The organism is Dokdonia pacifica (genome assembly GCF_900188275.1).
Classification (GTDB): Bacteria; Bacteroidota; Bacteroidia; order Flavobacteriales; family Flavobacteriaceae; genus Dokdonia; species Dokdonia pacifica.
The window spans coordinates 43,648-58,966 of sequence record NZ_FZNY01000005.1; the positions used below are offsets into that span (position 1 = coordinate 43,648).

Annotated in this window: 16 protein-coding genes; 10 read left to right on the forward strand and 6 right to left on the reverse strand. The window is 34.6% G+C overall.

The features are described 5' to 3' along the window. Positions 1-22 precede the first annotated feature (22 nt). Positions 23-1,450: a S41 family peptidase gene (locus CHB80_RS14965; RefSeq protein ID WP_089372307.1), complete on the forward strand. Its 1,428-nt coding sequence runs from the start codon at positions 23-25 to the stop codon at positions 1,448-1,450. A gap of 8 nt (positions 1,451-1,458) precedes the next feature. Here CHB80_RS14965 and CHB80_RS14970 read toward each other — a convergent pair whose 3' ends face one another. Continuing rightward, on the reverse strand, positions 1,459-2,739 hold the full coding sequence (locus CHB80_RS14970; RefSeq protein WP_089372308.1) for a DoxX family protein: 1,281 nt from the start codon (positions 2,737-2,739) through the stop codon (positions 1,459-1,461). A gap of 132 nt (positions 2,740-2,871) precedes the next feature. On the opposite strand from CHB80_RS14970, the gene CHB80_RS14975 reads away from it, so the two are divergent. The 4 genes from CHB80_RS14975 (at position 2,872) to CHB80_RS14990 (ending at position 6,602) form a co-directional block, all read left to right on the forward strand. Further along, positions 2,872-4,197: an alpha/beta fold hydrolase gene (locus CHB80_RS14975; protein WP_089372309.1), complete on the forward strand. Its 1,326-nt coding sequence runs from the start codon at positions 2,872-2,874 to the stop codon at positions 4,195-4,197. Positions 4,198-4,292: 95 nt separating this feature from the next. Beyond that, positions 4,293-5,021 (forward strand): ribosome-inactivating family protein, encoded by a 729-nt coding sequence (locus CHB80_RS14980; RefSeq protein WP_089372310.1) that lies wholly within the window; start codon positions 4,293-4,295, stop codon positions 5,019-5,021. A gap of 99 nt (positions 5,022-5,120) precedes the next feature. Beyond that, positions 5,121-5,714, forward strand: coding sequence for an aspartyl/asparaginyl beta-hydroxylase domain-containing protein (locus tag CHB80_RS14985; RefSeq protein ID WP_089372311.1), 594 nt, complete (start codon positions 5,121-5,123; stop codon positions 5,712-5,714). A gap of 120 nt (positions 5,715-5,834) precedes the next feature. After that, entirely contained in the window at positions 5,835-6,602 is a 768-nt protein-coding gene (locus CHB80_RS14990) for a dienelactone hydrolase family protein (protein ID WP_089372312.1), read from the forward strand. A 5-nt stretch (positions 6,603-6,607) separates the two neighbouring features. On the opposite strand, the gene CHB80_RS14995 is transcribed toward CHB80_RS14990, so the two are convergent. Further along, positions 6,608-7,102, reverse strand: a complete 495-nt coding sequence (locus CHB80_RS14995; RefSeq protein ID WP_089372313.1) for a YkgJ family cysteine cluster protein — start codon at positions 7,100-7,102, stop codon at positions 6,608-6,610. A gap of 23 nt (positions 7,103-7,125) precedes the next feature. Here CHB80_RS14995 and CHB80_RS15000 point away from each other — a divergent pair, with 23 nt between their 5' ends. Beyond that, on the forward strand, positions 7,126-7,830 hold the full coding sequence (locus CHB80_RS15000; RefSeq protein ID WP_089372314.1) for a class I SAM-dependent methyltransferase: 705 nt from the start codon (positions 7,126-7,128) through the stop codon (positions 7,828-7,830). Here the strand turns inward: CHB80_RS15000 and CHB80_RS15005 are convergent. Continuing rightward, a complete protein-coding gene (locus CHB80_RS15005) occupies positions 7,817-8,350 on the reverse strand; it encodes a DUF2059 domain-containing protein (protein WP_188476206.1) in 534 nt (177 codons plus the stop codon). The two genes, CHB80_RS15000 and CHB80_RS15005, sit on opposite strands and share 14 nt — an antisense overlap. A 38-nt stretch (positions 8,351-8,388) precedes the next feature. Between CHB80_RS15005 and CHB80_RS15010 the strand changes: the two genes are divergently transcribed. After that, the gene (locus tag CHB80_RS15010) at positions 8,389-9,177 is read left to right on the forward strand and encodes a zinc metalloprotease (protein WP_089372316.1); all 789 of its coding nucleotides are present in this window, start codon (positions 8,389-8,391) and stop codon (positions 9,175-9,177) included. Between the two features lie 73 nt (positions 9,178-9,250). Here CHB80_RS15010 and CHB80_RS15015 read toward each other — a convergent pair whose 3' ends face one another. After that, positions 9,251-11,326, reverse strand: a complete 2,076-nt coding sequence (locus tag CHB80_RS15015; RefSeq protein WP_089372317.1) for a LysM peptidoglycan-binding domain-containing protein — start codon at positions 11,324-11,326, stop codon at positions 9,251-9,253. A 9-nt stretch (positions 11,327-11,335) separates the two neighbouring features. Then, positions 11,336-12,868: a glutamine-hydrolyzing GMP synthase gene (gene guaA, locus CHB80_RS15020; protein WP_089372318.1), complete on the reverse strand. Its 1,533-nt coding sequence runs from the start codon at positions 12,866-12,868 to the stop codon at positions 11,336-11,338. Positions 12,869-13,013: 145 nt separating this feature from the next. Between guaA and CHB80_RS15025 the strand changes: the two genes are divergently transcribed. The 3 genes from CHB80_RS15025 (at position 13,014) to CHB80_RS15035 (ending at position 14,831) form a co-directional block, all read left to right on the forward strand. Further along, positions 13,014-13,796 (forward strand): CPBP family intramembrane glutamic endopeptidase, encoded by a 783-nt coding sequence (locus tag CHB80_RS15025; RefSeq protein WP_089372319.1) that lies wholly within the window; start codon positions 13,014-13,016, stop codon positions 13,794-13,796. Between the two features lie 91 nt (positions 13,797-13,887). After that, on the forward strand, positions 13,888-14,226 hold the full coding sequence (locus CHB80_RS15030) for a PadR family transcriptional regulator (RefSeq protein ID WP_089372320.1): 339 nt from the start codon (positions 13,888-13,890) through the stop codon (positions 14,224-14,226). After that, positions 14,223-14,831 carry a hypothetical protein gene (locus CHB80_RS15035; RefSeq protein WP_089372321.1) on the forward strand — a complete coding sequence of 203 codons (609 nt, stop codon included), beginning with the start codon at positions 14,223-14,225 and terminating at the stop codon, positions 14,829-14,831. Before CHB80_RS15030 ends, CHB80_RS15035 begins: the two co-directional genes overlap by 4 nt. Before the next feature lie 2 nt (positions 14,832-14,833). Here the strand turns inward: CHB80_RS15035 and CHB80_RS15040 are convergent, their stop codons facing one another. Beyond that, on the reverse strand, positions 14,834-15,223 hold the full coding sequence (locus CHB80_RS15040; protein ID WP_089372322.1) for a hypothetical protein: 390 nt from the start codon (positions 15,221-15,223) through the stop codon (positions 14,834-14,836). Between the last annotated feature and the right edge of the window lie 96 nt (positions 15,224-15,319).

Here is a 15,319-nt window from a genome sequence, read left to right on the forward strand (position 1 = left end):
TCTTTGAATAAACCTTCCATAAATGAAATCAAAGATCATTGCGATAATCATTACGATACTTTTTATTTCTTGTCAAAAGCAAATTCAAGAACCCATCTCTATAAATGGCGTCTGGGAATCTATAGGATCTGGTTGGGTCTTACAGATTCAGGATAGTACACAGTATACACTTTATGATGTAACTGATATTTCATGTCTTCCCAATAGACAGGCATCTTTAGAAGAAATTAGGAGTTCGCTTTCCCTTCAAAAGGATACACTATCATTACAAAAAGGCGTGATGACCTATCGATTTACACGAGCTACAGAAATACCAACACACTGTACAATACCAATATCGACGACCCAAAAACAAGATGTGTTATACAATTTTGAAGTCTTTGCACAGACTGTAAAAGAACATTATGTGTTTATGGAATTGAATCAAATAGATTGGCCCGAGCTTTACCAACAGCAAAAAGAAAAAATCCTCAACAATCCAACAGACCCACAGCTTTATAAAACCATCGAAGAAACCTTAGAACTCTTAGGTGATAATCATGCCTACCTAGAAGCTACTGATGCAGTATATGAAGCCTTAGAAGCACTAGAGGAAGAACAAGAAGAGCCCTCTGCCGAAGAAGCACTCGTTGAATATGGCGATTTCCAAATAGCCAATATGGTCGCCGATACCTACCTTACCGAAGACATGACCAAAGATTCTTGGTTGATCAAATGGGGAACCATGGAAAATAATGTGGGATATATGCAAGTGAAAGCCATGTGGCTGTATGCGGCTTTAGACATTCCACAAGCATTGATTGATGAAGTAGGTTATGTAGATGCCTATGTCACCACGTTTCACACCATGAATGAAGGTACATACATCCAAAAAGAAGTAGCGGGAATTGCCAAGACTATGGATCAAATTATGAATGATCTTAAGGACACACAAGCTATGATTATAGACGTACGCTTTAATGGAGGAGGTCAAGATGCCGTGAGCTTTGAAATATTAAAACGCTTTAATGATCAACGGCGACAAACCGTCAAAACGAAATTAAAACACAATAATGGGTTTTCTCCCGAGCTTCCCTTGTTTATGGATACAAGTCCTACGGCTTATAAAAAACCTGTGTATGTTTTGACTTCCCAACAAACAGGAAGTGCTGCTGAAGCTTTTGCCATTAGTTCAATGAGTATTCCCTATCATAAAAGAATAGGTGCGCATACCCAAGGAGCACTCTCAACTGCTTTAGAAAAAACATTGCCTAATGGATGGTCATTTTCTATTTCTAATGAAATTTATATGGATGTACACGGAAACTCCTATGAAAATAGAGGCGTTCCGGTAGATTATAAATTGGATTACCCAAAAGATAGACAGGATTTCTTTAGATATATCGCACATAATCTAACTGTCGATAAGCAGCAAGTATTGGAAGCGATGAAAGCGTTAGAAGTAAACTAAACAAGAACTTACTCCAAATCTGTGATCCATTTAATTCCTTTTGAAGTAAGCGGATAGTCTTTAAGTGTTTTGGCGGTTGTTTTGATCCAGAAGGTATCCTGACGATGTGTACCTTCAAAAATATAGGTCTTATCTGTTTCTTTCTTATATCTAAATTGATAAATGTCATTGGTATCTCCTCGCATGGGGTGAAACGTTATGGTGCGTGCTAGTGTATCGGCTTTAAAAGAAAAATAGTCATTAAAATTATTCCCTTTGCTCATAGTAAGGGTTTCTGGAAGATAAGAACTACCATTTATAATCATAGATTTCCAAACAGTATTACTTTTATCTAATGAGAGTGTATCTCCATTTTTAATAAGCATTTTAATCGTATGATGGCCTGTTAAAGAAGGGTATTGATTAGCAGTTTGGCTATCTATACGACCTGAAAGATGATAGCTAAACGAAATCAAAGCATACACGAGTAATACACCTTTAAAAACATATCCAATCCTTTTAGATTTTTGAGTAGTAAACAAGGAAGGAAGTACATTAGGCTGAGTTGATTGATTAAGAATCATAAAACGAACTAATCGCTTGTAATCATAGGCAAGAAGCAATAACGTCATTAAAAATAAATGTATCGCAAACATCTTGACACGTACATCATACCCTATATCTATCAAGACTACATTTGCCATCGCAATAAACAGAATAATCGCTCCTATAAAGGTGGTTTTTCTAAATAGTAAAAACAAACCTCCTATTACCTCTATCCATCCACTCGTCATGGTATAAAACTTAGAATAACTCATAAATGTCCATAGGTAACTCATCCCATTATGACTACCTATGGTTCCTTCTAATCGATTTAAATCCATCTCACCAAATTGGAGCATAAATACTTTTGCCAGACCATAAAGAATGAGGGTAAGTCCGACGTGATATCGCAATATCGTATACAGAAATACTTTCAGTTTTTGAGTATATGACACCTTGCGTTTTGCATCTATAAATAACCAAAGTGCCGTACCTAGTATTGAGAGTACGGTAATAAGACCAAAACGACTGTAATCATACTTAGAATCAAACCCATTCATGAGATTAGACCTGTTAAACTCCCAACCAAAAACGGTTTCTCCAAACCAAACTGTCATCCCTTCCCAAAAAGAAATATCACTGGTTGTTAATTCCTGAATATATTCAAATCCGTAGGGATAGATATACAAAACAACATATAGAAATAAGAAGCGATAACCCGCCTTTTTGAAAAGCGTTTCCTCTTGATGGATTATAGTATCAGTCATACAATATTCGTTTTTAATAGTACGAATGTACTAAATGATCTTATGCAAAAATGTTAATGCAGTATACGCTTTCGCGAAAGCGTATATAGTATATTTACAATTCATTAAACGGCTATTGAAACAAAGACAAACATGAATAAAAAAATCGTCCTCCTAGTTATTTTTTCTTTTGTAATGCTTTCTGTAACTACTGTATATTCTCAAGAAGAAAAAAGAGCCTCAGATTTTGCGCCTATGCATCAAAAGGTAGATATCTCTAAATATATAGGCAAAAAATTTAGAGTCTCTGCTCATATACGAAAGGAAACTTTTAATGGAAATGAATCTGTAACAATATGGACACGCATCAATTTAAAGGATTCTAAATCTGGTGTATTCAATCGTGATATGGGAGGTATTCCAGTATCTAAAAACTGGCAAAAATATTCAATTGAAGGAATTCTAGAAAACGAGAATGCACAAAGCCTATCATTTGGGCTAATGTGCACAGAAAATGGGGATTTCTTTTTTGATGATTTTACCCTAGAAATTGAAGAAACTCCAGAAAATTGGGTGTCAATCGCTATTCAGAATCCAGGTTTTGAAAAAGCTCCAGAAATACCAGAACAGATTTGGGGTGATACAGCGATCTCTAAATTAAAATTTTATACGGCAAGCAGAACTACACAAAATCCTTATAAAGGGACTTATGCATTACATATAAAAGGACGAGGGGTCTATGGCCAGAATGATAACCAAGGTGGTTTTATTGAAGTTAATGGTGTAAAAATATACCATGAAATATATGGAGAAGGTGAGCCTCTATTATTACTTCATGGTGCAGGACAGTCTATTGAAGCATTCAAAAATCAAATAGATGTGTTTGCAAAAAATTACAAAGTGATTGCCATAGATAGTCGTGGTAGAGGGAGATCTACAGATAATGAACAAGAGTTAACCTATATGAATCAAACAGAAGACATGAGGTTATTTATGGAAAAACTCAATATAAATAGTGCTCATATTGTAGGCTGGAGTGATGGTGGAATTATAGGACTTATCATGGCTATGAAATATCCAGAAAAGGTTAAAAAGCTAGTCGCAATGGGCGCCAATATTCATCCAGATGGTTTATTTCCAGATAGATTAGAAGAGCATAAAAAAACATTGAAGCGACTAGAAAGTCAAAATAATCCTGATTATAAAATCTATATCAAACTGTATAAACAACTTATCAATTATCCGCAATTACAATTTGAAGAATTAACTAAAATAATAGCCCCAACATTAATCATGGCGGGAGATCATGATGTGATTGAAGATGTACATACCGTAAAAATGTATCAAGCTATTCCAAATGCTTATTTAGCAATTTTACCGGGAGAGACCCATTGGTTACCTAGAGATAACCCTACGTTATTTAATACAACTACACTTGACTTTTTAATGAAAGAGTTTAAAGAACCAAAACGTTATTAATCATCCCTAAAATCAAGTACTTATACGGTAGTACAAATAAGAGTAACCTATTATATTGACCCTATTAATTAGGAACTCAATATAATAGATTCAGCATGACTAGTAATACAGACATCTTTAAAGGCATATCTACTTTACACGGAGAAGTATTAGAAATTCGACTTGATAATGATTTCCAGTTTTCATTAGACGGTTTTCGTAAGGCGACCTCTCGAATTCGATATATCAATAATGAAACCTATCCTGCAGTGTATCTGTCAGAGAATGATTTTGGAGGATTAACAATTACATTTGGCGACAACAAAAAATTACAACTCATTATAAATTTAGAGTTCTATTATGTCTATGGCTTCTTGATAGGTAATGATGTATACGGATTTCAAGGAGAAGGGATTACGGCTTTAGAAAAATTAGGCTTTAACGTTACTCCTATTTCCTACGGAGATGGTTATTCAGATATTAGACGTCAATCTCAAAAAGAACACTTACCAGATGTCACTACCATGAAGGTACGTTTAAGTACCTTACTCACAAGTATGGAAAACATTATCAATCCAACAATCTCTTTTGATCAAAAAAGCAACGATATCCTAGTTACTTTTTGGTCATTGATAGAAGGGATTCGTTTTGCCAAAATATCAAATACCATAGGAGATCTTTTAGAAAATCAACCCGTAACTGCTATTTATGATGACTTCTATAAACTAGCTGTTATATGGGCAAAACTATCGGTTGCGGCTGCAGATAAAGGAATTTTAAACCCTGATATCGCTGTCTATGAATTACACAGAATACATCGTCATACTGGAGAATTAAAAAGCTAAGTATCCTCACATATAAAATCAGGTAGATTTACGGGTATACAAATACTATTAAAATGAGTAATTTAATGCTTCACAATTAACCAAACGATTTTAGTAAACATGGATACTACCGCTACACAAACAAAAGACAGAATTAAACTTCCTTTTACATTTGACACAGCAAAGATGCTAGAGGAATTTAAAAATTTACAGTTTGGACAGTTTGAGTATTATAATGTCATTCCATTACGTGCACCTTCGCACGAAGTAGACACAACACTTCCTTTCCCACCTCCTGCAATGGATTATGCAGATGGTTCATGGACAGACTGGATGGATACACCTGCCTTAAATGCATCTCCATACTTACAAAATGTGATCAATACATTTAAAGAGCATACCAAAGTAACTTTAGTACGTTTACTTAGATTAGCTCCTAACTCAACGGTAAGAGAACATACAGATCCTACTTTAGGCCTAGAAATAGAACGATCAGTGATTAGACTTACGGTACCCATTCTCAATAATGATCAGGTAGAATTTTATCTTAATAATACTACAGTTCCTATGAAACCAGGAGAATGTTGGTATTTACGTCTTACAGATCCACATAGAGTTATCAATGCCGGTTCTGAAGAACGTATTAATCTTACTATCGATATGATTCCAAATGATTGGATTCGAAAAATAATTGCCGATAGCCAAGACGCATAACATCTACTTCACCAGCATCTATTTTTTTTAATTAAATGACTTATAAGATATTATAAGTATATTGAAGCAGGATTGCTTTGCCATAAAGCACCTAATTACTATACAAAAACTATCCAAATTATGAGTTCTATCACACAAATAGATGCCTATCAAAAAGAACCATTTACCAGCACATTACGCAATGGAAAAAAGGTAACTAATACGATTTATACACAAGGAAACGGACCTAAAGTAGTCATCATTATTCAAGAGTTGCCAGGTATAGGACAAGAGACTTTAGCACTTGCCGATCGTTTTGTGAATAAAGGATATACTGTGGTACTTCCACATCTCTTTGGAAAAATAGGAAAAACAGCCACGGCTGCAAATTTTGGAAAAGTACTCTTTTGTATGCGTCGTCAGTTTAGTGCTCTTGCTAGAAATCATTCAAGTCCAATCGTAGATTTTTTATCAGCACTTTGTACATACACCAAAGAAAAACATCAAGTACAAGGCGTTGCAGTGATTGGGATGTGCCTCACAGGCAATTTTGCAATCTCCCTTATGGCAAATGAAGCTGTTCTTGCAGGATTTGCTAGCCAACCATCACTTCCCTTTAAAAGAGGAGGTTTACATATGAGTCCCGAAGAAGTAACACATGTAAAAAACAGACTGGATGATATAGGGCCTATGCACTGTGCCCGTTTTAAAGGAGATAGTATGTGTCCAGCATCACGTTTTGATCTTTATAAGAAAACATTTAATACCGATAGAGAACGTATTATCCTTCATGAATTACCCGGTGATGGACATGCTATATTAACCTTAGACTTTGTAGATGAAGAAGGACATGCGACCAAAGATGCCCTCAACGATGTGATTACGTATTTTGATGGCCAGTTAAATTAATACTTCTATTTAGGAATTCTACGCTTCATTTCTTCTACAATATTAAACGCAGCTGGACACATCGCTACATTCTTAAGCGTAAGATTAGAAATTTGCTGAAATTTTTTACGATCTGTATGTGGGAATTCTCTACATGCTTTTGGACGAACCTCATAGATAGAACAGTAATTATCGGCTCCTAAAAATGTACAAGGAACACTTTGCAACACATAATCATTATCTTCATCAATACGTAAATAGGTATCTATAAACGCTTGTTCTTTCATTCTAAAGTGCTTAGAAATACGGGTAATATCTTTAGGAGTAAAAAGCGGACCTGTCGTTTTACAACAGTTGGCACATTCTAAACAGTCGGTACGTTCAAACTCAGCATCATGCAATTCCTGCATTAAATAATCCAACTTCTTAGGTGGTTTTTTACGCAATTTTGCAAAGAACTTTTTGTTCTCGTTATGTTTATCTTTGGCAAGCTGTGATAATGATTTAAGCAGGTCTTCCATAGCACAAATGTAAGCACTATTTTATGGATATAGACATATTTGGACAAGCCGTCAACGATTACTTTGATAAGCAATACGCTGAAGATATTATAGTTCATTCTTCTATCGCAGAAGACGATACGATTCCTATTCCTTATTTATTTCGCAAGTATCATGAAATGCCTGCCATAGAACAGAAAGCGCTTCAATTGTGTAAAGGAAAAACACTAGACATAGGAAGTGGAGCAGGCAGCCATAGTCTTTGGTTACAAGAACATGGAATTGAGGTAACCGCTCTGGATATTTCTGAGGGATGTGGTACGCTTTCGCGAAAGCGTATGATCAAAAACAGTATTACGAGTCATATTTTAGAACATCAAACTACCTATGACACCTTACTATTACTCATGAATGGTACTGGAATTTTTGAAGAAGTATCAAAAATTGATCTGTATTTACAACACTTAAAAAAGATGCTTACACCTGGCGGACAAATTTTAATAGACGGATCTGATATAAAGTATATGTTTGAAACTGATGATGGAGGCTACTGGATAGATATACATAGTGCCTATTACGGCGAAGTAACGATGGGAATGAGTTATAAAGGACAGCGTTCTCCTGATTTTAAATGGTTGTATTTAGATTTTGAAACACTGGCAGTGTATGCAAAAAAAAATGAGTTCGATTGCGAACTCATTTTAGAAGGTAATCATTATGACTATCTAGCACGACTTACTGTTGCATAACATAGCCTTTCTCTGCTAGTTTATCTACAAGATTTCTATACAAATCACGACTCCAAATTTCAGAGACCTCTCCTACTCTATGTGCAATTTGTTGTTCTGATGTTAATATTTTTTGACCAGTTGGTGAATTATAAAATACAGATGCTTCTTTTTGTTGTTCACTAGTTAATGCCGTTTTATCCGCCAGTAATTGTTTTCCTGTTGAAGTTTCATAAAAAGCGATCATATTCTTGATATCCTCATGCTCATAAATACCTCTGTATGCAGAAACCAACATATTTAAAATCTTATTCAATTCTGGTGTAGACTCCTTTTTAAGTTCACCCCAAACCTCATCAGAGATATTATGCTCTTGATATTGCTTGCCTAATAATTCAAATAGTTGATCTATTGCTGCACTATATTGATTTGCAGTTCCGTTCATAGTTAAATACCTCAAAACATCAGCACGATGTGAAGATTCTTGAGCATTAAAATGCAATGAACTTAAAAAAATTAGTGCAAAAAGTAATTTTTTCATCATTTTTACGATTAAATTAGAGGTTTAAAGATATAAAAATGATATTGAAAAGATTAAAACTTCCCTTTCTAACCCTTTTATGTGTTGCATTTACCGTTGTAGGGTGTGGAAATGACGATGAACAGACAACTACTCCACCTACAAATCCAAATGCTACTGCAAATCAGCAACCGTTGGGAACTTCTGCAAATGAATTATTAGCATCTACAGAATTTAGAAGTTTACGATTAGAACTTGCCTATGCCGAAGGTTTTAGACCTACGCAACAAACCATAGATCTTATTCAAAGTTTCCTTGAGGAACGTTTAGATAAACCCGATGGAATTACTATTGTAGAAAATTTGATTACACCTGATGAAGTAGCTCCTTATGATATCAATGAGATTGTAGCTATTGAAGATGCAAATCGTACCGTATTTAATGATGGTGACGAAATAGGTGTGTGGATGTTCTTCTCTGATGGAGTCTCTGCATCTAATTCTGGAAACTCATTTGTATTAGGGACTGCCTATCGTAACACTTCTATGGTTATTTATGAAAAGACCTTTATAGATCTAGCAAATAACTCTACAACACCTATCAATAGAACATTATTAGAAACATCTACACTTCGTCATGAATTTGGACATATATTTGGATTGGTAAATTCAGGTACGCCACTTACTTCTGATCATGAAGATGAAAATAATGAGAGACATTGTAATGTTGAAGGATGCCTTATGTTTTTCCAAACCGTAACTAGTATATTTAACTCAAGTGATATAGCAACCATTCCAGAGTTTGATCCGCTATGTATCGCAGATTTACAAGCAAATGGAGGTTTATAAAATCTAATAAAACATCAATAAAAAAGGCTGTTACAAAATGTAACAGCCTTTTTTATTTGATATCGATATATAATTAGTCTTCTACTTCTTCTGGAGCATCTTGAGAAATTTCTTCTAACATCAATCCTTCAGAATACTTTATAAGGTATATCGCATTATTATAAAATCCGCCAGCACTTTTTTGATGATAACGGAACTTATTTTCTACATAACTAGTTTCTATACCCGATTTAGCTGCATCATATAAATTTTCTGCGAAAGCAAGGCGTAATAAGGTGTCATACGCAATATCATACCCTCTTATGGCTTCTTTACTAGGCGTAATATCATAACGATCTTCATACGCATCTACAAACTCTTTTGTTGTACTATACGTATACTCTTTATTCATAGAAGGGTAATGAAAATTAAGATTCATTAAATGCATATGTTGTATAGCATCACTATCATATGCTCGCCCTCTGCTTGTAGTAAATAATGAGACTTTACGAGTTGTTATTATGGTATTAAGTTTTGTAGTTATAGAACTTATTAATGGTACATCATTCGTTTCTACAATCACCCAATTTTCTTGAAACTCTGAGATCTTATCTGTAATGTCATATTGCCCTAAATAGGGGCCATTATCCCCTTCTCGTATGGTAACAACTTTTGCACTAGGAAATAATGATTGTAGCCTTGCTTTTATTTTGCTGTTTTTCTTATCTGCTATAATGATGATATTTTTCCCTGCTACTCTAGGCTTTAAATAATCAAGCATGACCTCTCGCATTTGAGCTTCACTAGGCCTAGATTGAAAAACATTGGATCTAAAATCTACCGCTTGTGTTGTTAAAGGAGATATTAAAGGAATTCTTTGACGTGCTAAAAGACTAGAAGCCCTATTAAAATTACTAGCCAATAGAGGGCCTATTACCACATCTACATCAGAAAAATCATTAGCGGTAATAATACGTTCTACTTTTCTAGCATTGGTTGCGGCTCCATCAGATCGTATATATTCTGTATCGAAGATTTGCAAATCTGTAGAAATTCCTCGTTGTTTTGCATGATCCAATGCTAATAAAACACCACTATAAAAGTCTAATGAAATTCTAAGAGCTCTATCTTTCTTAATAATAGTTTCTGCATTAGAAAGTGAATCTGCTGTAGTACGATTCAAACCAAAGGGCAACATTAATACAACTTTCTTAGTAGAAAAGTTAGATAAACTATCTAGTAGACTTCCTCTAGTAGTATCTGAGGTCATTTCGATAGTAGTTCCTGCATCTGCAGTCGTATTTGTTATAGTGCCAGCAACACCCTTGGGAACTTTAAGAATCATTCCTTCTTTTAGTCCATCGGCTACGGTTGGGTTTAACTCGACTAATCTATCTGCGTTTATATTAAATTCTTTTAATAAGCTATAGATCGTATTTCCCTTTTTTACTTCATAAAAAGCATATACATCTTCATTAATGACAGCAGTGTCATCTTTTTCTATTGCAGTATTAGGTACTTTAATAGTCTGCCCAACTTTTAATCCATCTTTCATTTCTGGATTTACGGCTTCCAATTCGGCAATTGTAATCCCATATAAGCGTGCAATACCATATTTCGTTTCTTTTGCTTTTACAACATAAGGTACAAATGCAGCACCTGCATCTTTAGGTGCTTCTTCTTGAGATACCCCTCCACCTGTATTAGTGATGGTTACTTTCTCTTCTACAACACCCACATAATTTAAAGGGATTCTTATTTTATCACCTTTACGCAAGGTTTCGCTATACAGACGCTTATTATATTTTTTTATAGCCTCTTGTGTGACATTATACTTCTTAGAGATACTATATAATGTTTCTTTACGTCTTACTTTATGCGTTTTAAAACGAATATCTTCTTGTTCGGCAGCGGTATCATTTGAGGTCGAAGCAGATGACGGAAGAATCAGAACAAGTCCTTCATAGACTCTCTCTTTTGCATCTGGATTCAATTTAATAATATCTTTTTCTGTAAGCTTATACTTACGGGCGATACTATATAAAGTCTCTCCTTTGGCAACCTGATGTGAAATAAATTCTTGAAAAAATGTAGGTGTTACGGATTCCGCTTTCGCGAAAGCGAACGACACCACACATATACATACTAAAAAAAGATGTTTCAACTTCATAATTTTGGTTTATTCCCACTCAATAGTGGCTGGCGGTTTAGAGCTAATGTCATATACTACTCTATTAACGCCTTTTACTTTGTTTATTATATCATTAGATACTTTCTGCATAAATTCATACGGAAGATGTACCCAATCTGCCGTCATACCATCTGTACTTTCTACTGCTCTTAAAGCGACACATTTTTCATAGGTACGTTCATCTCCCATCACACCTACAGAGTTTACAGGCAGCAACATTGCACCTGCTTGCCACACACTATCATACAGTCCCCATTCTCTAAGACCATTAATAAATATATGGTCTACTTCTTGTAATATACGTACTTTTTCTGGAGTGATATCTCCGAGAATACGTATGGCCAATCCTGGTCCCGGAAATGGGTGTCTACCGAGTAATTCTGCCGATAATCCGATACTTGCTCCTACTCTACGCACTTCATCTTTAAAAATCATACGTAAGGGCTCCACTACTTTTAGCTTCATGTAATCCGGTAATCCTCCTACATTGTGATGTGATTTTATGGTAGCACTAGGTCCTCCTGTTGCACTCACAGATTCTATCACATCTGGATAAATGGTTCCTTGTGCTAGCCAAGTTGCATTTTCTACCAGTTTACTTTCGTCATCAAATACCTCTACAAAAACACGTCCAATAGCTTTACGTTTTGCTTCTGGATCACTTTCTCCTTCTAGCGCATCCAAGAAGCGTGCCGAAGCATCTACTCCTTTTACATTAAGGCCTAAACCTTCATATTGTTTTAATACGTCTGTATATTCATTTTTACGTAATAAACCGTTATTTACAAAAATACAGTGTAAGTTTTCTCCAATAGCTTTATGTAATAATGTTGCCGCCACTGTACTATCTACGCCGCCAGAGAGTCCAAGGATCACGCGATCGTCACCTATTTTTGATTTTAACGCTGCAACAGTAGTCTCTACAAACGCGTCAGGCGTCCATGTCTGGGCAACACCAGCGATTTTCACTAAAAAATTTTCTAATATTTTTTTTCCATCTGTAGAGTGATATACCTCTGGATGAAATTGTATTGCATAGGTATCTTCTCCCTCTATTTTATAACCTGCATTTTCTACATCGTGTGTAGATGCAATACGTATAGCTCCTTCTGGAAGCTTTTTTATCGTGTCACTATGACTCATCCATACTTGGCTATCACTAGAAACACCTTCTAAAAAAGGTTCTCCTTCTTTAACCATAGAAAGATTTGCTCTCCCGTATTCACGTGTATTAGACTGCCCTACTTCACCTCCATTAAAATGAGCTAAGTACTGTGCTCCATAGCATACTCCTAATAATGGTTTTTTACCTTTAATTTCAGAGAGATCTGGATGTGGTGGATTTTCTCCTCGTACCGAATGTGGTGATCCTGATAAAATCACTGCTTTATAGCTTGATAAATCTTTAGGAGGATTGTTATAGGGTTTAATTTCTGAGTAAATGTTAAGCTCGCGTACACGACGCGCTATTAACTGTGTGTACTGAGACCCGAAGTCTAAAATAAGGACGTTGTTTTGCATAGGCAAAAATACCAATTTTAAGATCAGTATTTCAAAATTATAAACCACAAAATAAAAGGAGTTTTTAACATCTTTTAATTACTAGATTCGTAACATTTTAAGTTCTAAATCTTCTATATTCATACAGAATAAACTAACCATACTTATGAAAGCTAAAACTTCCCTTATTCCTCTTGTTGCCTTTATCGCGATACTTATTCTTATCATTAGTAGTAGAGAGTGGACTACAGATCTTTTAATAACACAAGGGATCACTTCCTATACGAGCCATAGTTTATTTTCAACAGGAGTTAATATTGTAATGAGTATCATCGCATTTGTATTTATACGAAAATATCAGTTACAATCATTGGCTGGTATTCGTACTGGAAAAGTGCAGCATATGTGGTTGTTATTATATCCGCTTTATTTAATTCTCATCAATATATTGTTTATGGATGAAATTCCAACTGACAATTTATGGATGAACATCTTAGTACTTCTTATATATTGTATCAGTATTGGGTATTCTGAGGAGTTAAGCTTACGAGGATTTATGCAATCCTATCTTATAAAAGCATACGGTCATTCAAAAAAAGGGATTGTCTTTTCTGTATTTGGAGCTGCATTTATTTTTGGGGTTTTACACCTCTTTAAATTTGATAAAGGAATGTATGGGGAAGTATCTCAAGTATTCTTTGCTTTATTCATAGGCGTTTTATTTGGAGCACTATTACTACGTACCAAGCGACTCTATCCTCTTATTATCATACATGCACTTATTGACTTTTTTGCAAAACTAGATGGAATGGGAATTCCTAAAACAGCTACCGAAGTAACACCACAAAGCTCGTCGCTAATGAGTGCCCTCATCACTACATTAATAGTTGCTCCCTGTCTTGTTTTTGGAATCATTATGTTGCGAAAAGTAACCGTAAAGGAGTTATAGAAATATTCTTTCATAAAAAGAAAATGGAACAAAAATATATTTTTTAATACATAGAATTATGATGTATTGATATTTTATGTATATTTGAACTATGTATTCAAAAGAACTTTTAAAAGGAACCTTATCCGTTATTATATTAAAACTATTATCTGAGCATAAAAGAATGTATGGTTATGAAATTTTCAAACTCGTAAAGGAAAGGTCTGATGAGAAAATTTTACTTAAAGACGGCTCTCTATATCCAGCTTTACAAAAAATGAATCGAGATGGTCTTATTTCATTCGAAAAAGAATATATAGGGAAACGAGTGCGCAAGTATTATTACTTAACACCGGAAGGCGAAAGTGCAAAAACTACTCACATAGAAGAATTAAAAGACTTTATGAAAACACTTGACAAAATTATTTTTAACCAACTTAATCCTATATGAAGTTAACACCTGAACAAGAAGATATGATTAGTGTATCTGTAAAGAATCAGGGAATACAATTACCATCTTTACAAGATGACATCATTGATCATTTATGCTGTGTTATAGAAACTCAGCTTGGTAAAGGAAAAGAATTTGATAAACTTCTAGAAGAAGCTATTCATGACATTGCCCCAAATGGATTAAAAGATATACAACACCAAACATTATTTTTATTAAACGCTAAACGTATTTTTATTATGAAAAAACTTATCTATACTATTGGATTTTTAGGAGCTTTATCATTAACAGCAGGAATAGCTTTTAAATTATTTCGGTATCCTGGAGCAAATACTCTTTTTATAATAGGTATTGTGACCTTATTTCTATTATTTATTCCTTTAATAGCATTTGACCGTTATAAAGTAGCGATTTCTAAAGCTATATCTATTCGATTAAGAATAGTATTAGGCGCGCTTTCAGCAGTAACTGCTGGCTTATCTGTGATTTTTAAAATGTACCATTTGCAAGGAGCCGATATCCTATTAGGAGCAGCGGCTATTATATTTGGGTTTGGATTTTTACCCTTTTTATTCTTTACAATGTATAAAAAATCTATTGCGTAAAACTATAGTTCACTCAAAGAGAAGGATAGATTTTGTGTATCTAAAGTTTCGCATTCGTCATTAAGGCGTCCTACAGTAATGGCATCTGTAACTACCGTTTGAAAACCATCTAATTCAACTACAAGTACATAAGAACCTTCTCTTTCAAAAACACCTTGATATGTTCCTGGTGTTGCAGCTACTTCCGCAAGGACCTCTTCAAAGATATTTCCTTCCCTAGCGGTGATCATCACACCAGATAAAGGATTTCCATTGGTAGCGTTAACCACTCGAATTTCAAAACCTGCAAGAGTAACTGTTGGACATACCACTGGTTCTACTGTTTCTCCTCCATCATCACTTCCACAAGACATTAAAAAAGCACAACATACAATTGCAAATAAGATTCTCATAACTTTTATTTTTTGCTAATATAATAGATTACCACCTAAATTAAAGTTATAAAAATAGTAACTTTAGTTGCTATTGTTATCTTATTAAACAATATT